The sequence below is a fragment of the Cupriavidus sp. 30B13 genome (assembly GCF_049059565.2).
Taxonomy (GTDB): Bacteria; Pseudomonadota; Gammaproteobacteria; order Burkholderiales; family Burkholderiaceae; genus Cupriavidus.
This window is the reverse complement of sequence record NZ_CP188223.1, coordinates 1,345,333-1,368,255: the sequence shown is the minus strand read 5'-3', so window position 1 is coordinate 1,368,255 and position 22,923 is coordinate 1,345,333. Positions and strand designations below refer to the sequence as shown.

Genomic DNA, 22,923 nt, shown 5'->3' with positions numbered 1-22,923 from the left:
CGCGCAAGGACAGCGAGGTTTTACCGGGCCGGCGGGACTGCTTCACAAACCGGCCTAAAAAAAAACGGGGCTCCAGAGAGGAGCCCCGTTTTTCATGGTGCGGTCCCGGACCGCGCCGCGCCGGTTCAGCGCGCGGCGTTGGCCTCGGCCACCGCCACGGCCGTCATGTTGACGATGCGGCGCGTAGTGGCTTGCGGGTTGAGGATGTGCACCGGCTTGGCCGCGCCCAGCAGCACCGGGCCGACGGTGACGCCCTGCCCGCCCGTGATCTTGAGCAGGTTGAAGGCGATGTTGGCGGCGTCCAGCGTGGGCATCACCAGCAGGTTGGCGCTGCCGGCCAGCTTGGTGCCCGGCAGGAAGTGACGGCGCACGTCCTCGACCAGGGCCGCGTCGCCCTGCATCTCGCCTTCCACTTCCAGGTGCGGCGCCACCTGCGCCAGGATTTCCTGGGCCGCGCGCATCTTGCGCGCCGACGGGCGGTTCGACGACCCGAACATCGAGTGCGACATCAGCGCCACCTTCGGATGGATGCCGAAGCGCGCGATTTCCTCGGCGGCCAGCTGCGTGATGGCGGCCAGTTCCTCGGCGGTGGGATCGTCGTTGACGAAGGTGTCGGTGATGAACAGCGTGTACTTTTCCAGCATCAGCGCATTCATCGCCGCGAACACCTTGGCGCCCGGCGCCAGGCCGATCACGTCGCGCACGTGTTCCAGGTGCGCTTCGAAACGGCCCACGGTGCCGCACAGCATCGCGTCGGCATCGCCCATGTGCATCAGCATGGTGCCGATCAGCGTGTTGGAGCGGCGCAGCGCCACCTTGGCCATGTCGGGCGTGACGCCGTCGCGGCCGCGCAGCGCGTGATAGGCCTCGTGGTAGGCGCGGTAGCGCGGATCGTCTTCCGGGTCGACCAGCTCGAAGTCCACGCCCGGCTTCAGGCGCAGGCCGGCCTTGTCGATGCGCATCTGGATCACGTGCGGGCGGCCGATCAGGATCGGGCGCGCCAGGCCTTCGTCCACCACGCCCTGCACCGCGCGCAGCACGCGCTCTTCCTCGCCCTCGGCGTAGACCACGCGCTTGGGCGCGGCCTTGGCCGCGGAGAACACCGGCTTCATGATCAGGCCGGTGTGGTAGACGTACTGCGAGAGTTGCTGGCGATAGGCTTCCAGGTCCTTGATCGGGCGCGTGGCCACGCCGGACTCTTCGGCCGCCTTGGCCACCGCCGGCGCGATCTTCTCGATCAGGCGCTGGTCGAACGGCGTCGGGATGATGTAGTCGGGGCCGAACTTCAGTTCCTGGCCGCCGTAGGCCGCCGCCACGGCATCGTTGAGCTCGGCCTCGGCCAGCTCGGCGATAGCCTTGACGCAGGCCAGCTTCATGGCTTCCGTGATCTTGGTGGCGCCGCAATCGAGCGCGCCGCGGAAGATGTACGGGAAGCACAGCACGTTGTTGACCTGGTTCGGATAGTCCGAGCGGCCGGTGGCGATGATGCAGTCGGGGCGCGCGGCCTTGGCGATCTCCGGGCGGATTTCCGGCTCGGGGTTGGCCAGCGCCAGGATGATGGGCTTGTCGGCCATGGTCTTGACCATTTCGGCGGTCAGCACGCCGGCGGTCGAGCAGCCCAGGAAGACGTCGGCGCCGTCGACGATGTCGGCCAGCGTGCGGGCGGCAGTTTCCTGCGCGTAGCGCGCCTTGTTGGGCTCCATGTTGGCGTCGCGCCCGACATAGATCACGCCCTTCGAGTCCACCACCGTGATGTTGGTGCGGGTCACGCCCAGGCTCACCATGGTGTCCAGGCAGGCGATGGCCGCCGCGCCGGCGCCCGAGACCGCCAGCTTGACCTTGCCGATGTCCTTGCCCACCACCTTCAGGCCATTGAGCAGCGCCGCGGCCGAGATGATGGCGGTGCCGTGCTGGTCGTCGTGGAAGACCGGAATGTTCATGCGCTCGCGCAGCTTCTGCTCGATGTAGAAGCACTCGGGCGCCTTGATGTCCTCGAGGTTCACGCCGCCGAGCGTGGGCTCCAGCGCGGCGACGATTTCCACGATCTTGTCCGGGTCGCGCGCGTCGAGCTCGATGTCGAACACGTCGATGCCGGCGAACTTCTTGAACAGGCAGCCCTTGCCTTCCATCACCGGCTTGCCGGCCAGCGGGCCGATGTCGCCCATGCCCAGCACGGCGGTGCCGTTGGTGATCACCGCCACCAGGTTGCCGCGCGAGGTGTACTCGGCCGCCATCGCCGGGTCCTTGGCGATCTCTTCGCAGGCGTAGGCCACGCCCGGCGAGTAAGCCAGCGACAGGTCGCGCTGGTTCGACAGCGCCTTGGTCGCGGTTACCTGGATCTTGCCCCTGGTCGGGCTGCGGTGATATTCCAGCGCGGCCAGGCGCAGTTGCGCTTCGGGACTGTTGGGGGCATGTTGCGGTGCATCACCGCCGGTCTTGCTGCTCATTGTGCTCGTCCGGGTAGTGGCCCAGCCGGAATCCGCCGCTCCCTGCGCGGGTCAGACCCGGCACGCGGCCGGCAATCTTCCTGCGCTACTCTCGAGGCGTGCTCCGGCTTCTCGGGCCGAAAAATCGAGCCGTCATTCTAGCTCAGGCAAGCGCGGCGCGAAGCCCCTGCCGCTTGCGCGGACAAGCTATCCGGGACTTGCGCCGGGCAATTCAGTTTTTACCGCGGCAGGGGCAATGCCCCGCCATGCTTCTATTTGTCGTTCGGGTCCAGCGGCAAGGTCACGCGGCGCGGCCGCCCGCTCTCCGCCGGGAACTGCACGAAGGCGCTGCGGATCAGGTAGGGCATGGCCGCCTGCAGCGAGCTGCCCTCGCCGCGGTGATGGGCGGTGACCTGGTAGACCTTCTGCCCGCTGGCCGCCTCCTTGAACACCACGCGCAGCGTGGACAGCGTCACCGGCACGTCGCGCACCGTCGTGGTGGGCGGCCAGTAGCCCGGGCCGCCCCAGCCCCACGGGCGGTAATACGGTCCCCAGTAAGGCCCCCAGTACGGGCCGCCGTACCAGGGATCGGGATAAGTGGTCTCCTGCACGCGCATCAGGCGCTGATTGCTGTCGTACTCCATGCTGACCAGGTAGCGCGCCTGCGGCCGCGCCACCTGCTCGAAGCCGACGCCGGACAGCGCCTGCGCCAGCCATTGCTCATAGGTCTGGTCCTCTAGCTGCGCCTCCTGGCCCGGCGCATGGTCGAAGGCATAAGTGCGCGGCGGGTCGTTCTGCCAGTTGCCCTGCCGGAACGCCGTCACCTCCGAGGTGACGGTGCTGGCGCAGCCCGACAGCAGCGCGGCGCCAAGCACCGCCATGCCCGCCATTGCCCTGGCGCGGTGCGCCCCCGAGCCAGCCAGCCGCGCCCACACGGCGGCAATTCTTTGTCTTGTCATGATGCCCCTCGCAAGATCGTTCGATCGTTCTTCAGTACTTGGTGTGCCCGGCCGGGGCGCGCTTGGCTACAATGAGTTCTTCAGCGCCATGCCGGCGCGGCCGGCAGGTCTTCGACCCCGCCGCGCCCGTTTCCCCCCGCATGGCGACCATGCCGCCCAAGTGGCCTTCAGAGGACAGGATTCCTTCATGCTGCGCACCGATACGCCCGTTACCGTCCACCGCAAAGACTATACTCCGCCGGCCTTCGCTTTTGAGCACGTCGACCTCGTGCTCGAGCTCGACCCGGCGCGCACGGTGGTGACCAACACGCTGCGCTTCAGGCGCCAGGCCGCCGGGCCGCTGGTGCTGGCCGGCGAGGAACTCGAACTGGTCGGTGTGCGCCTCGACGGCCGCCCGCTCGACGATGCCCGCCAGGACGCCGGCACGCTGACGCTGCCCGAACTGCCCGACCACGGCACGCTGGAAATCGTCACCGCCTGCCAGCCGGCCGCCAATACGTCGCTGTCCGGCCTCTACGTTTCCAACGGCAATTTCTTCACCCAGTGCGAGGCCGAGGGCTTTCGCAAGATCACCTACTACCTGGACCGCCCGGACGTGATGTCCATCTTCCGCGTCACGCTGCGCGCGCAGCGCGCGGCCTACCCGGTGCTGCTGTCCAACGGCAACCTGGTGGGCGAGCGCGAGCTGCCCGGCGGCCGGCACGAAGCCGTGTGGGAAGACCCGTTCAAGAAGCCGTCCTACCTGTTCGCGCTGGTGGCCGGCAAGCTCGAACGCATCGAGGAGCGCATCACCTCCGCCTCCGGCAAGGAAAAGCTGCTGCAGGTGTGGGTGGAACCGCAGGACCTGCCCAAGACGCGCCACGCCATGGATTCGCTGATCCATTCGATCCGCTGGGACGAGCGGCGCTTCGGCCTGGAGCTCGACCTCGACCGCTTCATGATCGTCGCCGTGGGCGACTTCAACATGGGCGCGATGGAGAACAAGGGCCTCAACATCTTCAACACCAAGTACGTGCTGGCCAACGCGCAGACCGCCACCGACGCCGATTTCGGCAATATCGAGGCGGTGGTCGGCCACGAGTACTTCCACAACTGGACCGGCAACCGCGTGACCTGCCGCGACTGGTTCCAGCTCTCGCTCAAGGAAGGCCTGACCGTATTCCGCGACCAGGAATTCTCGGCCGACATGATGGGCTCCGAATCGGGCCGCGCGGTCAAGCGCATCGAAGACGTGCGCGTGCTGCGCCAGGTGCAGTTCCCCGAGGACGCCGGCCCCATGGCGCACCCGGTGCGGCCCGACAGCTACGAAGAGATCAACAACTTCTACACCGTCACGGTCTACGAGAAAGGCGCCGAGGTGGTACGCATGTACCAGACCCTGCTGGGCCGCGAAGGCTTCCGCAAGGGCATGGACCTGTACTTCCAGCGCCACGACGGCCAGGCCGTGACCTGCGACGACTTCCGCGCCGCCATGGCCGACGCCAACGGGCGCGACCTGACCCAGTTCGGCCGCTGGTACAGCCAGGCCGGCACGCCGGTGGTGGGCGTGCGCACCGCCTGGAACGGCGACGAAGGCAGCCTCACGCTCACGCTCACGCAGCACTGCCCCAAGGTCGGCATCGAGACGCGCCCCGGCACGCCCGACAAGCTGCCCTTCCACATTCCGTTTGCGCTGGGCCTGCTCGGCGCCGACGGCCGCGACCTGCCGCTGCAGCTCGAAGGCGAGAGCCAGCCCGGCGCCACCACGCGCGTGCTCGACTTCACCGAGGCCGAGCAAAGCTTCCGCTTCGTCAACCTGCCGCGCGGCGACGCGCCGCCGCTGCCGTCGCTGCTGCGCGACTTCTCCGCGCCGGTGGTGATCGACGCCGACTACAGCGAGGCCCAGCTGACCTTCCTGCTCGCCCACGACAGCGATCCGTTCAACCGCTGGGAAGCCGGCCAGCGCCTGGCCACGCGCGCCCTGCTGCAACTGGTGTCGCAGGTGCAAGGCGGGCGCGAGCTCAAGCTCGACGCGGCGCTGGTGGCGGCGCTGCGCACCGTGCTCGACGACACGCAGCTCAGCCCCGCTTTCCGCGAGCAGGCGCTCACGCTGCCCGCCGAAGGCTACCTGGCCGAACGCATGGGCGTGGCCGACCCGGCCGCGATCCACCGCGCGCGCCAGTTCATGCGCGAAGCACTGGCGCGCGAACTCAAGGCCGACTGGCTGGCCGCCTACCATGCCAACGCCACGCCCGGCGACTACAGCCCCGACGCCGTCTCCGCCGGCAAGCGCGCGCTGCGCAACCTCGCGCTGGGCTACCTGGCCGACAGCGGCGACGCCGCGATGCAGGCGCTGGCCGAAGCGCAGTACAACGCGGCCGACAACATGACCGACCGCTTCGCCGCGCTGGCCGCCCTGGTCAACAGCTTCGCCCCGGGGCGCGAAGCCGCGCTGGCCGATTTCTACCAGCGCTTCGAGCACGACGCGCTGGTGATCGACAAATGGTTCTCGCTGCAAGGCATGCAGCGCGGCACGGTGGAGCCGCGCGACGCCGGCCACGCCGGCAAGCACACCATCGACACCGTGCGCGCGCTGATGGAGCACCCCGCCTTCAACCTGCGCAACCCCAACCGCGCGCGCTCGCTGATCTTCAGCTTCTGCGCCGCCAACCCGGCCCAGTTCCACGCCGAGGATGGCTCCGGCTACGCGTTCTGGGCCGAGCAGGTGCTGGCGCTCGATGCCATCAACCCGCAAGTGGCCTCGCGCCTGGCACGCGTGATGGACCGCTGGCAGAAATACGCGCTGCCCCTGCGCGACCGCATGCGCGCCGCGCTGGAACAGGTCGCCGCCGCCAAGGACCTGTCGCGCGACGTGCGCGAGATCGTGGGCAAGGCGCTGGCGCCGTAATCCACGCCCGGCGGGCCGTCCGCGCGCGGGCGGCCCGCGCCGGGTCCCCCCGCGCGTGGCGGTCTGCGCAGCATGCGCCCCATGTAGAATTGCGCCCATTCAAGGAGAAATCGCATGAGTCGCATCAGCCTCACCCGCTACCTGGTCGAGGAGCAGCGCAAACACAACACGATCCAGCCCGAGCTGCGGCTGCTGATCGAAGTCGTGGCGCGCGCCTGCAAGGCCATTTCCAACTCCGTCAGCAAGGGCGCCCTCGCTGGCATCCTCGGCTCGGCCGGCACCGGCAACGTGCAGGGCGAAACCCAGCAGAAGCTGGACGTGATCGCCAACGAAGTCCTGCTCGACGCCAACGAATGGGGCGGCCACCTCGCCGCCATGGCCTCGGAGGAAATGGACAGCTTCTACGAGATCCCCAACCGCTATCCCAAGGGCGAATACCTGCTGATGTTCGATCCGCTCGACGGCTCGTCCAACATCGACGTCAACGTCTCGATCGGCACCATCTTCTCGGTGCTGCACATGCCCAAGCCCGGCCAGACCGTGACCGACGCGGACTTCCTGCAGCCCGGCACCCACCAGGTCGCCGCCGGCTACGCCGTGTACGGCCCGCAGACCACCCTGGTGCTGACCGTCGGCAACGGCGTGCACATGTTCACGCTGGACCGCGAAGCCGGCAGCTTCGTGCTCACCCAGTCGGACGTGACGATCCCGGAAGACACCAAGGAATTCGCCATCAACATGTCCAACATGCGCCACTGGGCCCCGCCCGTGCGCCGCTACATCGACGAATGCCTGGCCGGCGACGAAGGCCCGCGCGGCAAGAACTTCAACATGCGCTGGATCGCCTCCATGGTGGCCGACGTGCACCGCATCCTCACGCGCGGCGGCATCTTCATGTACCCGTGGGACAAGCGCGAGCCGGAAAAACCCGGCAAGCTGCGCCTGATGTACGAAGCCAACCCCATGGCCATGCTGGTCGAACAGGCCGGCGGCGCCGCCACCAACGGCCACCAGCGCATCCTGGACATCCAGCCGGAAAAACTGCATCAGCGCGTGTCGGTGATCCTCGGCTCGAAGAACGAAGTGGAGCGCGTCACGCGCTACCACCAGGAAGACAAGGCTGCCGGCTGACAGCCCGCGGATGGCCATGGAAAAGGGACGCCCGGGGCGTCCCTTTTTTCTGCAAGCCGCCGTGCCGCAACGTGCACGCGAAGGCGCGAATTTTTTGCGGCAGGGGCTTCCCATCCCAAAAAAACGTTGCTATTATTGCGGGCTTCATCCAGTAGTTGTTCCACGGATGGTGAGGCCGAAGTAGCTCAGTCGGTAGAGCAGCTCATTCGTAATGAGAAGGTCGGGGGTTCGATTCCTCTCTTCGGCACCACAAGAATTCAAAGCACAAGAATTCAAGGTTTGACCGGCATTGCCAGAAACCCGCACAGCGTAAAGCTCTGCGGGTTTTTTGTCGTCCGGCGGCTTGCCTGCCGTCACCCTGGACACAGGACGACCCTCGGCCTCATTGCCACCGATCTTGCCCGCGCGCGCCTGCGGCCAGATGCGAGTCGCCGCAACATGGCGGCACACGGTCCTGATATTCTCCCGCTACCGGATACAGCTAGACCACGACCATGGGAAAGGTACTGCATTGGTTCGCCTTGTGCTGGCTCTCGCTGGCACTTGCGGCGTCTTCCATTCTTCTTCTGCCGCACTGGCAGATTGGCGGCGTCTTCTATTTCGGGGCGGTCGTGTCCGGCGTCATGTGCTTCCACGAGCTGGAGAGACGCGGCAAGGACGGGGCTTCATGGCTTTTCTGGTATCTCGTCCCGAGTGCCATCTTCCTGCTGCCCCTGGCATTGCTGGCGCTGAGCGTGCGGATATTCAGGCTGCGGGATGAGTTCCAGGGCGCGCGCGGCGATGCCGCCGAGGGCCGCTAAGGGCCGCTAAGGGCCCAGACGCGACGCCGATGCGAATTACCGGCGCGAAGAAATGACCACCGTGCCGTCCTGCTTGCGCGATACCGCCACCGGGGCGACGAGGGGCAGCATGTCGAGCAGATGGTCGGGGTCGGCACTGGAGAATCCGCCGGTGATCTGGACCTTGGCGGCGCGCGCGTCGGCCAGCACGATGGGTTCCGAGCGATAGCGCTGGAGTTCGCTGACGACATCGGTCAGCGACGTGCCATTGAAATCGAGGCGCCGGTCCTTCCAGCTCACCAGGGTGTCGAACGACTTCGGATCGAGACTGGTGAACACCGAGCCGTCGGTTCTGATGGCCTCGTTCGGCCCCAGCAGCGCCGGCGCCTTGTTGCCGGCCGCGCTGACTTCGACGCTCCCTTCCAGCACCGCCACGCTGACGCCGCCGGCCAGCCTGCGCACGCTGAAGCGCGTGCCGATATCGCGGATGTCGACGGACTCCGCGAACACATGGAACGGGCGCCACGGGCTGTGCTTGACGGAGAACAGCGCTTCGCCCCGCTCCAGCGTCCATTCGCGCGAACGGAGGCGGTTGACGAAGCGGCCGGCCGTGTTGGTGTTCAGGAGCACCTCGCTGCCGTCGTCGAGATCGATCATGCGCTGCTGCCCGATTTCGGAAGAAGCCTCCTGGCGGGACAGGACAGGGTTGACTGCCCAGAGCACCGAGGCCGCCAGGCCGGCCGCCAGCAGGTATGCCGCGGGCGAGCGGTGCCAGCGGATCGCGCGCGCGGGCGCGATCCGCTGCGCGGATGCGGGCTCGACATGCCGGGCATAGCGGGCCTTGAGGTCCGACAGGTTCTTGTCCAGGGAGTGATCCGCCGCCTCGAGCTTGCGCACATAGGCCTGGCGCTCGCCGCTCTGGCGAGTCCATGCATCCAGAGCGGCCTTGGCCGATGCGCTCTGCGCCGTGTCGCCAAACTGAGCGGACACGAGGAGGCTTTCGGCATAGTCCTGCTCAGACGGAGTCAACGGCATGTTTGGACGACTGGCGTGAATGGAACGAAGCCCTCGTTATGATTGAGTCGCTCCCCGGCAAGCCCGCAGCGCCTGGATCAGGTATTTGTGCACGACGGCGGCACTGATACCCATTTCGGCTGCGGCTTCGTCATAGGATAGCCCATGGAGTTTACACAGAACGAAGGCTTCCCGGCAACGAGGTGGTAGCCCGTCCAGGACTTCGCACAGCTTCTGGAGTGTCTGCTGACTCACAACTTCCTGCTCCGGGCTTATTTCGAAATGCCCGTACCGGTCGAAGTCGTTGTCTTCCTCCTCGCTTGCCGCATGAAACGACTCCCACAATACACGTGAACGCCGCCGCACATGATCGATCCGCAGCCCTTGCGCGATGCGGAACAACAGGCCGCGCGGAGACTCCACCTGGTGCGTCTGCCCGTAGACCAGCGCGCGCTCGAACGAGGATTGCGCCACGTCCCTGGCATCGTCCATGTTGAGCTCGCGCGCCAAGGTGCGCACCAGTTCCTGATAGCCGTTCACCAACTCATCGACGAAATTCATTATCACACGACTCCAGGCGCGAGCACGCGCGCGCCCATCCGGGCGGCATCCCCGCGGCCGCGGCGAAAATCCGCCCCGATGTCCGGGCCGCAGGTACCGATATGGAAACCGCTCGAATGCGAGCCGTCGAAACCCCGGAGCGCCGGGCGGCGACGGGTGTTCATCGGGCCGCCGACGCGGGGCGGCCTGGCGCGAGTGCGCTGGCGCCGCAACTGGCGCGGGCTGCAAGGACCGACTTTTTCATGGTTTTCCTCTTCCCTTCCGTTTCTTCCGGTTCGGCACGCGCGTCAGGCATGCGTCGTGAAACCGGGCTCCCGGCTTCTTCATTGCAACTGCCGTGCCAGGTGTCCCGGCACATTGCTCCCGGCGGCGCCGGTGCCGAATACATTCCCTTTTTTGCCTGCCACGAGGGCTCGCTGCGCTGTCGCAGGCACGCTGGAGGGGGTTGCCGCGCCGCGGCGGCTTTCACGGCGGCGCGCGCGGCACGACAGCCCGCCGATGCCGGCGACAGGTGCCGGGCATGCGCGGCGTTTGCCGCGTCTCCGCTGCACCGCCATGCAGCAGAGCGGAGCCGTTCCGCGGTCATCCACACCAAGGCGGTGCAATCGAAAAATCATCGTGGAATCGGCCGCACTATCCGCCGCGAAACACATCGAGGAAAACACGCGGAGCACCTGCAACAGCGGTGCAGAGAATAAGACCAGCCGGCATGCGCGGCCACGAATATTTGCGCATGTCCTTATTGCCCGGAATGCCCGGAAGAGGCGTGGCGAAACTGGCCCGGCAAGCGCCGGCGGGAGCGGATATCGCTGCTGGCCGCATTGCCGTCATCGACAGGCAACACTGCGGCAGGCAATGGAAGAAACGGGACGGAGGCCGACTGCCCGCGAGGACGCGGCGGCGTTGCGCAGGACACGCGCGGCGATGCGGGACGACCTCAGCCGTCAGCGCTGGCTGATGCGACGTGCGGCGCTTGTCCCGGCAATGGCGGGACCGCATGAACGGCGCGGCGCCGCGAAGACCCGCCGCGCGTTCGGGGCAGCCCTGCGCGCCCCGGACACAGGCAACGGATGCGGGGCGCGCACGAGAACACGCGCGCCATGCGACGGGCCCCGGCTTACTTGCCGGCGACCGTCATCTGCTCGATCAGCACCGAGCCTGTTTCATTGGCTCCGCGCACGATCGTATCGGCACCGACCGCGACGATGTTGCGGAACATGTCCTGCAGCGTGCTCGCGACCGTGATCCCCTCGACCGGATACTGGATCACGCCGTTCTCGACCCAGAACCCGGCCGCGCCATGCGAATAATCGCCGGTCACGTAGTTGATGCCGCTGCCCATCAGCTCCGTCAGCACCAGGCCGGTGCCCATCGTCCTGAGCATCGCGCCGAAGTCGTCGCCGCTCTTCGTCGTGGAGCTGCGCAGCGCGAGATTGTGCGGACCGCTGGCGTTGCCGGTGCTGCGCATGCCGAGCCTGCGCGCCGAATAGGTCGACAGGAAATAGCCTTCGACGACACCATCCTTCACGAGGCTGCGCCTGTGCGTGCGCACGCCCTCGGCATCGAACGGCGCGCTGCCCAGCGCGCGCGGCGCGTGCGCATCCTCGGCGATCTGCACGTGCGGCGCGAACACCGGCTTGCCGAGGCTGTCGACCAGAAACGATGACTTGCGGTACAGCATGCCGCCGCTTGCCGCGTGCGCGAAAACGCCGAGGAGGTCGGCCGCCAGCGCCGCCTCGAACAGCACCGGCACCTTGCAGGTGTCGAGGCGGCGCGCGCCCATGCGTGCCAGCGCCCGCTCGGCGGCGCGGCGGCCGACCGACTCCGGCGACGCGAGATCGTCGGCACTGCGCTGCACGGTGTACCAGTTGCCGCGCTGCATGTCGCCGCCGCTGCCCGCGATCGGCGCGCACGCGATGTAGTGCTGCGAATGCGGGTAGCCGCCGGCGAAGCCCTGCGACGTCGCGCGCACGAATTGCCAATGCTGCGCGGCCACGCTCGCGCCGTCCGAGTTGCGGATATCCGCGCCGACGGCGAACGCCTCCTCTTCCGCGCGGCGGGCGATTTCCACGGCGTCGTCGGCCGACAGCTGCCACGGATGGTAGAGGTCGAGATCGCGCGGCGCGGTTTCGAGCAGGTCGCGATCGGCCAGGCTGGCCGAGTCGTCGTCGGCCGTGAAGCGCGCGATATTGCAGGCGGCCGCGACGGTATCCTTCAGCGCCGCCGGCGAGAAGTCCGAGGTGCTGGCGGCGCCGCGCTTCTTGCCCATGAAGACGGTGACGCCCACCGTCTTGTCGCGGTTGCGCTTGATCGTCTCCACTTCGCCGCAGCGCACCGACACCGACAAGCCGTCGCCTTCGGTGATCTCGGTGGCGGCGTCGGTGGCGCCGAGCGCCTTGGCGTGGCGGAGAATGTCCGCCGCCATGTCTTTCAGTTGATCCTGCGTGTGCGCAAAATGACGCGCGTGCGCGTCGGAGGTGACAGCCATAGTCGTGATATCCGTTGATGGGCCCGCGGCCCGCGCTCATCGCACGCGCATGGCAGGCCCGAAAAAATTACCGCTTCGCGCATTGCGGCTTTCCCCGCCGGCCCGGCTGCGCGCATGGCACCGGGAACGCGCGGGAAAGCGCCGGCATGCATCGACGCCTCAACTGGTGCCGCCGACCGTCATCTGGTCGATCCGCAGGGTCGGCTGGCCGAGCCCCACGGGCACGCTCTGCCCCATCTTCCCGCAGTTGCCCACGCCCGCGTCGAGCGCCATGTCGTTGCCGATCATGCTCACATACTTGAGCGTCTCCGGGCCGCTGCCTATCAGCGTCGCGCCCTTCACCGGGCGGGTGATCCTGCCGTCTTCGATCATGTAGGCCTCGGATGCGGAGAACACGAAATTGCCATTCGTGATGTCGACCTGGCCGCCGCCGAATTTCCGCGCGTACAGGCCGTGCTTCACCGAGGCGATGATCTCCTGCGGATCCTTGTCGCCGTTGAGCATGTAGGTGTTGGTCATGCGCGGCATCGGCAGATCGGCGTACGACTCGCGGCGCGCGTTGCCCGTCACCGGCATGCCGTTCAGGCGCGCGCTCAGGGTGTCCTGGATATACCCCCTCAGGATGCCGTCTTCGATCAGCGTCGTGCATTGGGTCGGATTGCCTTCGTCGTCCATGTTGAGCGACCCGCGATGGCCCGGCAGCGTGCCGTCGTCGACCACCGTGACGCCCCTGGCGGCGACCTGCTCGCCGATCCTGCCGGCGAACACCGACGAGCCCTTGCGGATGAAGTCGCCTTCCAGGCCGTGGCCGATCGCTTCGTGCAGCAAGATGCCGGGCAGGCCCGGCCCGAGCACGACGGTCATCACGCCCGCCGGCGCGGGGCTCGCGTCGAGGTTGACCAGCGCGGTATCCACCGCCTCGCCGACGTAGCGCGACAGCACCTCGTCGGAGAAACAGGCGTAGTCGGAGCGGCCGCCGCCGCCGCCCATGCCTTCGCCGCGCCGGCCGTTCTGCTCGGCGATCACCATGACCGACAGCCGCACGAGCGGACGGATATCGGCGCCGAGCACGCCGTCGCTGCGCGCCACCAGTACCACGTCGTACGCGCCCGTCAGGCTCGCCATCACTTGCCTGACGCGGGGGTCGCGGGTGCGCGCCATCCGTTCGACGCGCTCGAGAAGCTTCACCTTTTCGGTCGCGTCGAGCGACGCCAGCGGATCGGCGGGCCGGTACAGGTCGCGGCCCGCTACGCGCCTGAGCGCCGGCGCGGCCTCGATCTTCTGGCTGCCGCCGCCGGCCCGCGTGATCGCCCGGGTGGTTGCCGCGGCCTGGCGGATCGCCTCCGGCGAGAGGTCGTCGGAATAGGCGAATGCGGTGCGGTCGCCCACCACCGCGCGCACGCCCACGCCCTGGTCGATGCTGAAGCTGCCCGACTTGACGATGCCGTCCTCGAGGCTCCACGCCTCGCTGCGGGTGGACTGGAAGTAGAGGTCGGCGTAGTCGACCTGGTGCGTGAAGATGTCGGCGAGCGTCCCGGCGAGCAGGGTTTCGTCGTGGCCGTAAGGCGCCAGCAGGATGTCTTTCGCGAGCGCGAGGTGGCGGATGCCGGATTCGAGGATATTCATGGTGAGCGGATGATGTAGGCTGATCTTCAGTTTGGCGCAGCGATGCGGGGCGCGGATGCGCACAGGGCCTTGAAGTAGTCCCCCACGATATTGGCCAGCCGGCTGCCCTGGTCTTGTTGAATGCGCTCCCACGCCTCCACGCGCGCCTGCAGTTCCGGATGCGTCTTGCGCACGGTCGGCCGCACCTGATCCCGCAGCGCCCGCATCCGGGCTTCCCATCGCGCGAGCGCCTCGGCGTCTTCGTCCGCCGGACGCTCCCCGAGCGTGGACAGCAGCGCCTTCCACGTTGCCTCGTAGACGGACTGCATTTGCTGCTGGTCCTGGCCGCTCCAGCAGCCCAGGTGTGCCACGGCAAGCGATAACGTCCGGCCGTAGCAAGCGGAAAAGAGGCCAGACATGTCGCACTCCGCGAGCGGCGTCGCCAGCCGCTCGAAGGTCACCATGAAGCCCTGCTCCGGCGACCAGTCGGGCGGCTCCGTGGCGGTATCGGGATCGAACGGAGGCGGCGCGAGCGCAACGACGTCGCGCTGCAGCGCCGACCATTCATGCTCGGGAATCCGTTCGCCATCCAGTTCCCGCCGGTGCAGCGCCGCCAGCCGGCCGCACAAGTCGCGCGTGGCATCGGTCGGGGCGTACTGCGCGCTCCCCAGCTCGGGGTCGTGCAGCATCCAATGCGCCACGGCGAGCGAAATGCGGGCCAGGTCGACGCCGACGGGGATCGCCTCCATGAAGGAAACCACCCAGTCGTGGGACTGGCCGGGGCTCTCCGGTTCATTGAGCGTCCACCACAAGCCGTTGAGCAGCTTGCCCAGGGTTTCCGGCCCGCCGGTGGCAACGGCAAACGCGCCGGCGTCCGTCGCCACGCTGTCGGCGGGCAGGCAGCTGGTCTCGAACGTTGCCGCCCGCAGGCGCCGCAGATAGTCCGCCTTGCGCGCCGGATCGCCGCCGAAGCTCGGCACGGCGGCGGCCACGGCAGGGGCCGGCGCCACGGCGACCGCGCCTGGCAAGGCCTTCGTCAGGTCCTCGAACAGTACCTTGAGACCGGCTTGCGAATGCGCGACATTCGGCATCTGCAACTCGCCCCGCGCAAACAGCATCAGCCGCGGGATGCCGCGGACATGGAACAGCCTGGCGGTCTCGGGATTCTCGTCGACATTCAGCTTGACGATCCGGACCCGGCCGGCATACTGCGCGGCGAGGCGTTCCAGCATCGGGTTGAGGGCCTTGCAAGGGGAACACCAGGGCGCCCAGAAATCGAGCAGGACGGGGCATTCCGACCGCAGGACATCCTGCCCGAATGTCGCATCGGTGGTATTGACGATCAAATCGCTCATGATGGTCCGACGATCCTCAGCGCGTGGCTACGGCGGCGCATTGCGCCAGGAATTGCGCCTGCACGGCATCGGCAACCCGGCTGCCCAGGGCTTTCTGGAAACGCTCCACCGCATCGCGGCGCGCCTGCAGTTCCGGGTGCGACTTCTGGATCGCGGGCTGCACCTGCGCTCCGATCGATTTCGACCGCTCGTCCCATTGCGCGGCGGCTTCGGCATCTTCATCCGCGGGGCGCTCGCCGAGCGCGGACGAAAGCGCGTCCCGCGTTGCCTCGTAGACGGACTGGTACTGCTGGTTTTCCTCGGCGCTCCAGCAGCCCGAACGCTCGATCTCGAGATTCAGCGTCCGGCCGTAGACGATGTTGAAGAGATTGTTCAGCCCGGCATCCGCGAGCGGCATCGTGCCATATTCGAGAACGGCCAGGAACTTCTGCTCGGGCGACAAGGCCGGTGCCGCGGCGGCGCCGGCATGATCGGGATTGACCGGAGGCGGCGCGAGCCTGACGACATCGTGCTGCAGTACCGACCACTCGCTCTCCGGCACCCGCTCGCCATCCAGCTCGCGCTGGTGGAGCGCCGCCAGCCGGTCGCACAGCGCGCGCGCGACGTCGGTCGGGGCCTGGCACGCAATCCCTGTCTCGGGATCGTGCAACAGCCAGTTCGCCATGAGAAGCGAAATGCGGTTGAGGTCGATGCCGACCGGAATGGCTTCGATCAGCGATACCGCGCGATCGTGCGCCTGCGCCTTGCGCGCCGGATCATAATAGTTCAGCCACCAGACCACATCGAGCAGCTGGCCCAGGCCTTCGGGGCCGCCCGTGGTGCCGGCAAACGCGCCGGCGCTGGTGGTCACGCTCTCGCTGGGGGAATGGTCGCCATCGAACGTGGCCGCCCGCAGGCGCTGCAGATAGTCCGCCTTGCGCGCGGGATCGCCGCCGAAGCTCGGCACGACGCTGGCCGCAAGCGCGGCCCCTGCCGGCGCCGCCACCGGCGCCGCCGCCGGTGCCGACGCTGCTGTCGCCGCCGCTGTCGCCACGACGCCGGCAGGCTTCGAGATGTTGTCGAACAGTACCGTGAGGCCGGCCTGGGATTGCGTGACCTGCGCGCTTTGCAGTTCCCCCTGCGCGAAGAGCATCAGCCTGGGGATGCCGCGGATCTGGAACCGCTTGGTCGTCTCGGGATTGTCGTCGACGTTCAGCTTGACGATCCGGACCCGGCCGGCATACTGGACGGCAAGGCGCTCCAGCATGGGGGTGAGCATCTTGCAAGGGCCGCACCAGGGCGCCCAGAAATCCAGCAGGACGGGGAACTCCGACTGCAGGACATCCTGCTCGAACGTCGCGTCGGTCGTATTGACGATCAGATTGCTCATGAATGGATTCTCTTGGTTTAGAGGGACAGCAGAGAAACAGCGGAGTCGGTCCGCACGCAGGCGTCGCCGTCGACCCGGCTATCCCCCACATGCAATACATGGGTATGGAACGCACCGAGCGTCGTGTGGTGGGAAATGCTGAACAGCGTGGTGTTCGGCAGGCGCTGGACCAGCAAGCCATAGAGATGGCGCTCGGTATCGAGGTCCAGCGCGCTGGTCGACTCGTCCATCAACAGATAGTCGGGCCGCTGCAGCAACGCGCGCGCGATCGCCAGGCGCTGCTGCTCGCCCGGCGACAGCCGGTGGCCCCACGGCGCCGATTCCTCCAGCTGGCCGCAGTAATGCCCCAGTTGGCAATCGGTCAGCATCTGGCGGCACACGGCGTCGGGAAAGGCATCCTCGGCGGACGGGTAGCACAGCGCCGCCTTGAGCGTGCCGGTCGGCAGGTAGTTCTTCTGCGACAGGAACAGGATCTTCGCGCCATGGGGAATCGTGACGGTCCCGCCGCCATAGGGCCAGATCCCGGCGAGCGCGCGCATCAGCGTGCTCTTGCCCGCGCCGGACGGCCCGCGCACCAGCCAGCGCTCGCCGGGCGCCAGCTCGAACGAAAGATCGCGGGCGAGCACGCGCCCCGCGGGCGTGGCCAGCGTGAGGCCGGAGGCGACCAGCCGCTGCCCCGCCGCCGCGTGCGCGATGGCCCGGCCCTCCGCGGCGCCGCCCGCCGCGCTCGTGGCCCGCTCCAGTCCGTCCAGGCGGGAGACGATGACGCGGAAGTTCTGCAAGCCCTGGTAGTTGGCGATGAACCACGAGAGCGTGATCACCAGCGTGGTGAATGCCGAGCCCATCATGCTCATGTCGCCGAGCGTGATGGCGTGCGCCAGATAGCGGGGCAGCACGATGAACGTCGGCACGAACACGGAGATGTGAAGCAGCACGACATTGAGCGGGTTGAAGCGGACATCGAAGCGCACGATCTGCCATGCATTGCGCCACACGGCATCGAAGCCGCGGCGCAGCCGCAGGCTTTCGGTCTGCGAGCCGCGATACAGCGCGATCTGTTCGGCGTGCTCGCGCACCCCCGTCATCATGAAGCGGAAATCTGCCTCGGCCCGCTCCTTGGCGAAGTTGAGCCGCATCATCGGCCTGCCGACCAGGTGGACCAGGTACGACGTGCCCATCGCATACAGCAGCGCGGCCCAGAACAGATACCCCGGGATCACGACCGTCTGGCCGAAGAGGACGAGGTCGATCGGCCCCGACTTCTTCCACAGGATTTCCGAGAAGCTCACCAGGCTCACCAGCGCGGCGATGAAGCCGATGGTCAGCGTGTAGCCGTAGGAAACGAACTGGGCGACATCCTGCGTGATCCGCTGGTCGGGATTGTCGACCGACTGGTCGCGCTCGATCCGGTAGAACGCGCCGCGCGCCAGCCACCTGTCGATCAGGTGTTCGGTCATCCACCTGCGCCCGCCGATCTCCAGCGTGGAGCGCAGCAGGATGTCCAGCGACGCGAGCACCGCGATCGCGCCCATGATGACCGCTAGCTGGCGCCCGATGGGACCCATGCCGGCCACGTCGTAGCGCTGGACCGCGTCCATGAACACGCCGTGCCACGCGTTGAACGCCACCATCACGTGGTTGGTGACGAAGGTCAGGCCGATCGCCAGGGCCAGCAGCGCGACCGCTTTCCACTTGAGCGGCGAGCTCAGGACCGGGGACGCCAGGCGCCAGGCGGCGCGCAGGGTGCCCCCGGGCGGAATGATCGAGGACGCCGCGTGGGCAGCCGCGCCGGGTTGGCGGGAAAAGGACTTCACGGATGGAATCTCGCTTGGGTTAAGACTTGGGCGTCGTCACGAAATTGATGTTCGTGAGTCCGGCGCGCTGCGCGGCCGCGAGCACGCCGGCGACCGCCTCGTAGGGCGTGGTGCGGTCGGCATAGAGCTGGAGCGCCGGCTGCGGCTGCTGCGTGGCCGCCACCGCCAGCCTGGTGGCAAGCGCGCCCTCGTCGACCGGCTGGGCGTTCCATGAGACCGTGCCGCCCGCATCGACCGAGACGTCGACGCGCTCGGGCTGGTTGTCGCTCGGCGCGCTGCTCGCGCGCGGCAGCTCGAGCTTGACCGCGTGCGTGATGGCCGGCAGCGTGACCATGAAGACGATCAGCAGCACCAGCATCACGTCGATCAGCGGCGTCATGTTGATCTCGGTGACGACATCGTCGTGCTCTTCGAACGAGGGCGCCATGTCAGATCCCCGGCTGAATCATGATCGAAATGCCAGGCCGCGACGACGGGGCGATGTTCGTTCCCTTGCTGGCCCGGCCGCGCTCGCCCCGCACGAAGAACGAGTGGAGCTCGTGGCGGAAGCGGTGCAGCTTGTGCGCCACGCCGCGGTTGTTGCGCGCGATGGTGTTGTAGCCGAGCACGGCCGGGATCGCCACGAACAGGCCGAAGGCGGTCATCACCAGCGACTCGCCGACCGGGCCGGCCACCTGCGACAGGCTCGACTGGCCCGCCGCGCTGATCGCCATCAGCGCGTGATAGATGCCCCATACCGTACCGAACAGCCCGATGAACGGCGCGGTGCTGCCGATCGAGGCCAGCACGCCCAGGCCGCTCGCCAGGCGGGCGAGGTGTTCGTCGAGCGCAATGCCCAGGCAGCGGTGCAGCCACTCGTCCGGCGCCATCATCTCTTCGGACTGCGGACCGCGATAGGCCTCCTGCGCTGCTTCCACCAGGTCCAGGTGGGGGTTGCCGGAACCCGGGCTTCCCAGCGAAGCCTGCGCTTCGGCGAGCGATCCCGCCAGCCAGAAATCCCGCTCGGCGATGGTGGCCCGCCGCTTGAGGCGGAGGAGCTCCATGCCCTTGTAGAAGATGACGCCCCATGACAGCATCGACATGAGGATGAGCAGCAGCATGATGGCGCGTGCGACGACGTCGCCTTGCTGCCAGACGGCATTCAGTCCGTATTGCATAGCGAAGTTCTCCTTGGAACCTGGGTGGAATCAGTTGGTGAGATTGAACGCCAGCGACTGGACCGCGCGCACGCTGGCGGGCAGGCCGTTCTCGACGTACGGGTCGCAGCGGCCGGCGCGCAGCGTCTGCACCGCGGCGGCGTCGAGCTCGGCAAAGCCGCTGCTGGTGTCGACGTCGACCTGCGACGCCCTGCCGGTGACATCGATGGTGACGCGCAAGGTCACGGTGCCTTCGTGGCGCAGCCGCCGGGCCACCGCCGGATAGGGCGGCTGGGCGAAATGGCACACGATGCGGGCAACGTCCTTGACCGCATTGGCCCCGGGCAGATTCAGCTCGCGGTTGATCGCCGCGGGCGCGGTTTGCGCTGCGCTTTGCGCTGCCGCCTGCGCGGTCGGCGGCGCTGGCGGCGTGGCCGGTTCGGGCGGCGTGGGCGACGCGACCGGCGTGGTTTCGACGGGCACGCTGCGCGCGGCCTGCGAGCGGTCCGACGCCAGCACCGGCGCATGCCGCGGCGCGGCCCGGCGCGGTTCCGCGGGCTTGCTCACCGGCGCCGGCTTTTCCGGTGCCGGCGCCGGCGCAGCGGCGGGAGCCGAAACCAGGGTGACCCGCACCCCCGCGCCGGAAACAGGGCGGCCGGCGGACGCGAGCGAGGCTGGCGGTGCGTAGTGCACGATGCCGAACAGCGCCAGGCCGTGCAGCAGCAGCGTGAACGCCGCGCCCCGGATCCGGTAAGCGTGCGCGGATGAACGCGGCTTTCCATCGGACACGGCGCGGGCCCGCCACGGCGGCGAGGGCACGAAGATCTCCATGGGACGCCTCAGAAATTGTGGGTCGCGGTGAAATAGACCAGGCGCCCCGGCAGGACTTCCACCAGTTGCTGGCTGGCGTAGTCGCCGTACAGCGTGCGGGCGAAAAGGTTCTTCACGCCGAGCGTCAGCGACCACTGCTTGTTGCGGTAATAGAGGCTTGCGTCGGTGCGGGCCTGGCCGGGAATCGAGCGGTTTTCGCCGGTATAGGCGGTAGCCTGGTAACGCGTGCGCGCCCAGATGCCTGCCCCCACCCCCCAGCCGCGCAGGGTCTCGCCCTGCAGGTCATAGGTCGTCCACAGGCTGGCGGAGCTTCGCGGCAGCTGGCTGATGTTGCCCTCCGTCGGCAACTGATTGGCGTACGTGTAGCTGGCGATGATGTTCCAGCCCGGCATCAGGCGCCCGGTCAGGTCCATCTCGAAGCCGCGGCTCACGACGCCCGGCACCAGGAAGGAAAAGCCCGGATTCGTCGGATCGCTCATCGCCACGTTGTACTTGGCGGCGCGGTACACCGCCAACGTCCCCGTGAGGCGGTCATCGAGCAGGTTCAGCTTGACGCCGGCCTCCACCGAACGGCCGGTCTGCGGCGGCATGGGCTCGGCCCTGCCGAGGTCGCGCCGGATGTTGGATTGCGGCGAGAAGCTGCGCAGCGCGTTGGCGTAGACCCCCACGGCATCGGTAAGCTGGTACACGAAGCCGATGTTGGGCGACCACGCGTCCACCGAAGGCTGCAGGCTGGACCAGGCCTGGCCGCGGTTGATGCTCGCCAGGACGGTGAGCCTGTCCCACTTCAGCTGATCCTGCAGATAGAAGACGTTCTGGTAAGTGCGATCTGAATAAGTGAGAGACGGCTGCGGCGTAACCACCTGGCTCAGCGGCGGCAGATCGGATATCGGAAATGACCCGAACGCCATGCCGCCATAGCCCCCGTCCAACGAAGTCCAGGCTGTCGTATAGGCAAAGCCGGCCAGCATCGTATGCCGGACCGGGCCGGTCTCGAACTTGGCCTTGAGGCTGTTGTCGAGATTGAAGGAACGCACGCTGGTGTGGCTGGCAATCCCCGTGTACACCGCCAGGGGATCGGACGTGCCCATGTCGAGGGGGAAAACCGTGTAGGCCGAGTTGATCGAGCTTTCGGCGATATAGCGCGCTTTGCTCAGCAGGGTCAGCCCGGGTGTCAACTGTTGCTTGAGGTCGTAGTACACCGAGGTGCTGTTGACGGACATGTGATCGTCCGCGCGGCCCGACAGCCCCGTGAGCGGCGCCGGGCCGTTCGACAGCGGGAACGTATAGCTGGGGGGCGGCTGCCGCCCCGTATGCTGCTCGAAACCCACCGCCAGGTCGGTGCCGCCGCTGCGCCAGCCGATCGACGGCGCCACATAGAAATCGCGCTTGCCGTCGTGGCCGATGAAATCGCGGCTGTTCCGCTCGCCCGAGACCACGAAGCGGTAGATCAGCTTCTTGTCCTCCGAGAGCGCGCCGGCCAGGTCGAGCCCGCCCATCAGGTTGCCGTACGAGCCGGTCTGCAGGGTCACTTCGCGCACGGGCTCCGCCTGCGGGCGCTTGACGTTGATGTTGACGATGCCGCCGGGATCCGATGCGCCCGCCAGGATGGCGCTCGCCCCCTTCAGGACTTCGACGCTCGAGAGCGCGATCGTCGGCAGCGACAGCGCGGTATCCGCGCGCGCGAGACTCATGCCGCCATTGACGCTGACCGCCGCCGTCATGCCGCGGATGTACGGCGTGCCACCGATGCTGTCGGCGCCTGCGTTCGAGATCGAGACACCGCTGACGTTGCGCAATGCGTCGCCGACGGACTGCACCTGCTGGCTTTTCAGCACGTCCTCCGTCACGACCTGGACCGACTGCGGAATTTCCGCGATCGGCGTGTCGGTGCGCGTGGCCGTCGAGGTCGCCACCGCGACGAAGCCCGAATCCGTTGGCGCCGCGCTGTCGGTGACCATGATGGTCGGCAGCACGCTGGCATCCGCCCCGGACGCCGGCTCCTTGCGTGCCGGCGGCGGCAGCGCGCGGATCACGTAGGTCTTGTCGTCCTGCTGCTGCGCCGTCAGCCCGCTGCCTTGCAGCAGGCGGTCCAGCGCCTGCTGCACGGTCAGCGTGCCGGCCACGGCCGGTGCGCTGCGGCCGGCCACCAGCGTGTCGAGCGCCAGGATATTGACGCCGCGTTCCCGCGCCAGCTGCGACAGCGCCGTCGACAACGGCTGGGCCTGCAGGTTGATCGCCGTCTGCGCGAACAGGCTGGCGCTCGCCACGGCGAGGGCGGTACCCAGCGCACGACAGGCCAGTGTCTTCTGATTCCATCTGAAAGGCATGAGCAGTTTTCCCTTTGTCTTCGTTTTCCCGCTATTGCGCTTCGCTGCCGGCAAATACGCGCCCATACCTCTAAAGCCGATTGAACCGCCGAGGCGGTACCGTCCCGGCTGGAAAATCTTTTTGATCGACTCAAAAAAATCAATAAATTTCTTCTATGAAGATGCCGGCACGGGATAGGAAGGGGAAAAAGCGCAACGAGTGAACCGCTCCCGACCCGGATTCGGCAAGATGCCTTTT

Annotated in this window: 16 protein-coding genes and 1 tRNA gene; 4 read left to right on the top strand and 13 right to left on the bottom strand. The window is 67.6% G+C overall.

Annotation, left to right across the window (positions count from 1 at the left end):
• Positions 1 to 125: 125 nt before the first annotated feature.
• A complete protein-coding gene (locus tag ACKI2N_RS06375; protein ID WP_420992744.1) occupies positions 126 to 2,447 on the bottom strand; it encodes an NADP-dependent malic enzyme in 2,322 nt (773 codons plus the stop codon).
• Positions 2,448 to 2,698: 251 nt separating this feature from the next.
• A complete protein-coding gene (locus ACKI2N_RS06370) occupies positions 2,699 to 3,307 on the bottom strand; it encodes a DUF4136 domain-containing protein (protein WP_420992914.1) in 609 nt (202 codons plus the stop codon).
• Between the two features lie 265 nt (positions 3,308 to 3,572).
• Between ACKI2N_RS06370 and pepN the strand changes: the two genes are divergently transcribed.
• The 4 genes from pepN (at position 3,573) to ACKI2N_RS06350 (ending at position 8,203) form a co-directional block, all read left to right on the top strand.
• Complete coding sequence (gene pepN / locus ACKI2N_RS06365) at positions 3,573 to 6,272, top strand: aminopeptidase N (protein ID WP_420992745.1); 2,700 nt, start codon at positions 3,573 to 3,575, stop codon at positions 6,270 to 6,272.
• 114 nt (positions 6,273 to 6,386) lie between these two features.
• Positions 6,387 to 7,403, top strand: a complete 1,017-nt coding sequence (locus ACKI2N_RS06360; RefSeq protein WP_420992746.1) for a class 1 fructose-bisphosphatase — start codon at positions 6,387 to 6,389, stop codon at positions 7,401 to 7,403.
• A gap of 174 nt (positions 7,404 to 7,577) precedes the next feature.
• Positions 7,578 to 7,653 (top strand) — tRNA-Thr (locus ACKI2N_RS06355).
• A 244-nt stretch (positions 7,654 to 7,897) separates the two neighbouring features.
• Positions 7,898 to 8,203 carry a hypothetical protein gene (locus ACKI2N_RS06350; protein ID WP_420992747.1) on the top strand — a complete coding sequence of 102 codons (306 nt, stop codon included), beginning with the start codon at positions 7,898 to 7,900 and terminating at the stop codon, positions 8,201 to 8,203.
• A gap of 36 nt (positions 8,204 to 8,239) precedes the next feature.
• On the opposite strand, the gene ACKI2N_RS06345 is transcribed toward ACKI2N_RS06350, so the two are convergent.
• The 11 genes from ACKI2N_RS06345 to ACKI2N_RS06295 all read right to left on the bottom strand — a co-directional run bounded on the left by ACKI2N_RS06345 (position 8,240) and on the right by ACKI2N_RS06295 (position 22,685).
• On the bottom strand, positions 8,240 to 9,217 hold the full coding sequence (locus ACKI2N_RS06345) for a FecR family protein (RefSeq protein WP_420992748.1): 978 nt from the start codon (positions 9,215 to 9,217) through the stop codon (positions 8,240 to 8,242).
• Between the two features lie 36 nt (positions 9,218 to 9,253).
• Entirely contained in the window at positions 9,254 to 9,757 is a 504-nt protein-coding gene (locus ACKI2N_RS06340; RefSeq protein WP_420992749.1) for an RNA polymerase sigma factor, read from the bottom strand.
• Positions 9,758 to 10,874: 1,117 nt separating this feature from the next.
• Positions 10,875 to 12,245 carry a metalloprotease PmbA gene (pmbA, locus tag ACKI2N_RS06335; RefSeq protein WP_420992750.1) on the bottom strand — a complete coding sequence of 457 codons (1,371 nt, stop codon included), beginning with the start codon at positions 12,243 to 12,245 and terminating at the stop codon, positions 10,875 to 10,877.
• 159 nt (positions 12,246 to 12,404) lie between these two features.
• The gene (tldD, locus tag ACKI2N_RS06330; RefSeq protein WP_420992751.1) at positions 12,405 to 13,871 is read right to left on the bottom strand and encodes a metalloprotease TldD; all 1,467 of its coding nucleotides are present in this window, start codon (positions 13,869 to 13,871) and stop codon (positions 12,405 to 12,407) included.
• 26 nt (positions 13,872 to 13,897) lie between these two features.
• Entirely contained in the window at positions 13,898 to 15,205 is a 1,308-nt protein-coding gene (locus ACKI2N_RS06325; protein ID WP_420992752.1) for a thioredoxin family protein, read from the bottom strand.
• Positions 15,206 to 15,221: 16 nt separating this feature from the next.
• A complete protein-coding gene (trxA, locus tag ACKI2N_RS06320; protein WP_420992753.1) occupies positions 15,222 to 16,574 on the bottom strand; it encodes a thioredoxin in 1,353 nt (450 codons plus the stop codon).
• Between the two features lie 17 nt (positions 16,575 to 16,591).
• Positions 16,592 to 18,388, bottom strand: coding sequence for an ABC transporter ATP-binding protein/permease (locus ACKI2N_RS06315; RefSeq protein ID WP_420992754.1), 1,797 nt, complete (start codon positions 18,386 to 18,388; stop codon positions 16,592 to 16,594).
• Positions 18,389 to 18,407: 19 nt separating this feature from the next.
• On the bottom strand, positions 18,408 to 18,815 hold the full coding sequence (locus tag ACKI2N_RS06310) for an ExbD/TolR family protein (RefSeq protein WP_420992755.1): 408 nt from the start codon (positions 18,813 to 18,815) through the stop codon (positions 18,408 to 18,410).
• A 1-nt stretch (position 18,816) separates the two neighbouring features.
• On the bottom strand, positions 18,817 to 19,545 hold the full coding sequence (locus ACKI2N_RS06305; RefSeq protein ID WP_420992756.1) for a MotA/TolQ/ExbB proton channel family protein: 729 nt from the start codon (positions 19,543 to 19,545) through the stop codon (positions 18,817 to 18,819).
• Between the two features lie 30 nt (positions 19,546 to 19,575).
• Complete coding sequence (locus ACKI2N_RS06300; RefSeq protein ID WP_420992757.1) at positions 19,576 to 20,355, bottom strand: energy transducer TonB; 780 nt, start codon at positions 20,353 to 20,355, stop codon at positions 19,576 to 19,578.
• 8 nt (positions 20,356 to 20,363) lie between these two features.
• Positions 20,364 to 22,685 carry a TonB-dependent siderophore receptor gene (locus ACKI2N_RS06295; protein WP_420992758.1) on the bottom strand — a complete coding sequence of 774 codons (2,322 nt, stop codon included), beginning with the start codon at positions 22,683 to 22,685 and terminating at the stop codon, positions 20,364 to 20,366.
• Positions 22,686 to 22,923 lie beyond the last annotated feature (238 nt).

Bases quoted from the DNA above. Each gene is read 5' to 3' on its own strand.
- ACKI2N_RS06375 (WP_420992744.1), bottom strand. From the start codon at position 2,447: ATGAGCAGCAAGACCGGCGGTGATGCACCGCAACATGCCCCCAACAGT.
- ACKI2N_RS06370 (WP_420992914.1), bottom strand. From the start codon at position 3,307: ATGGCGGTGCTTGGCGCCGCGCTGCTGTCGGGCTGCGCCAGCACCGTC.
- pepN (WP_420992745.1), top strand. From the start codon at position 3,573: ATGCTGCGCACCGATACGCCCGTTACCGTCCACCGCAAAGACTATACT.
- ACKI2N_RS06360 (WP_420992746.1), top strand. From the start codon at position 6,387: ATGAGTCGCATCAGCCTCACCCGCTACCTGGTCGAGGAGCAGCGCAAA.
- ACKI2N_RS06350 (WP_420992747.1), top strand. From the start codon at position 7,898: ATGGGAAAGGTACTGCATTGGTTCGCCTTGTGCTGGCTCTCGCTGGCA.
- ACKI2N_RS06345 (WP_420992748.1), bottom strand. From the start codon at position 9,217: ATGCCGTTGACTCCGTCTGAGCAGGACTATGCCGAAAGCCTCCTCGTG.
- ACKI2N_RS06340 (WP_420992749.1), bottom strand. From the start codon at position 9,757: ATGAATTTCGTCGATGAGTTGGTGAACGGCTATCAGGAACTGGTGCGC.
- pmbA (WP_420992750.1), bottom strand. From the start codon at position 12,245: ATGGCTGTCACCTCCGACGCGCACGCGCGTCATTTTGCGCACACGCAG.
- tldD (WP_420992751.1), bottom strand. From the start codon at position 13,871: ATGAATATCCTCGAATCCGGCATCCGCCACCTCGCGCTCGCGAAAGAC.
- ACKI2N_RS06325 (WP_420992752.1), bottom strand. From the start codon at position 15,205: ATGAGCGATTTGATCGTCAATACCACCGATGCGACATTCGGGCAGGAT.
- trxA (WP_420992753.1), bottom strand. From the start codon at position 16,574: ATGAGCAATCTGATCGTCAATACGACCGACGCGACGTTCGAGCAGGAT.
- ACKI2N_RS06310 (WP_420992755.1), bottom strand. From the start codon at position 18,815: ATGGCGCCCTCGTTCGAAGAGCACGACGATGTCGTCACCGAGATCAAC.
- ACKI2N_RS06305 (WP_420992756.1), bottom strand. From the start codon at position 19,545: ATGCAATACGGACTGAATGCCGTCTGGCAGCAAGGCGACGTCGTCGCA.
- ACKI2N_RS06300 (WP_420992757.1), bottom strand. From the start codon at position 20,355: ATGGAGATCTTCGTGCCCTCGCCGCCGTGGCGGGCCCGCGCCGTGTCC.
- ACKI2N_RS06295 (WP_420992758.1), bottom strand. From the start codon at position 22,685: ATGCCTTTCAGATGGAATCAGAAGACACTGGCCTGTCGTGCGCTGGGT.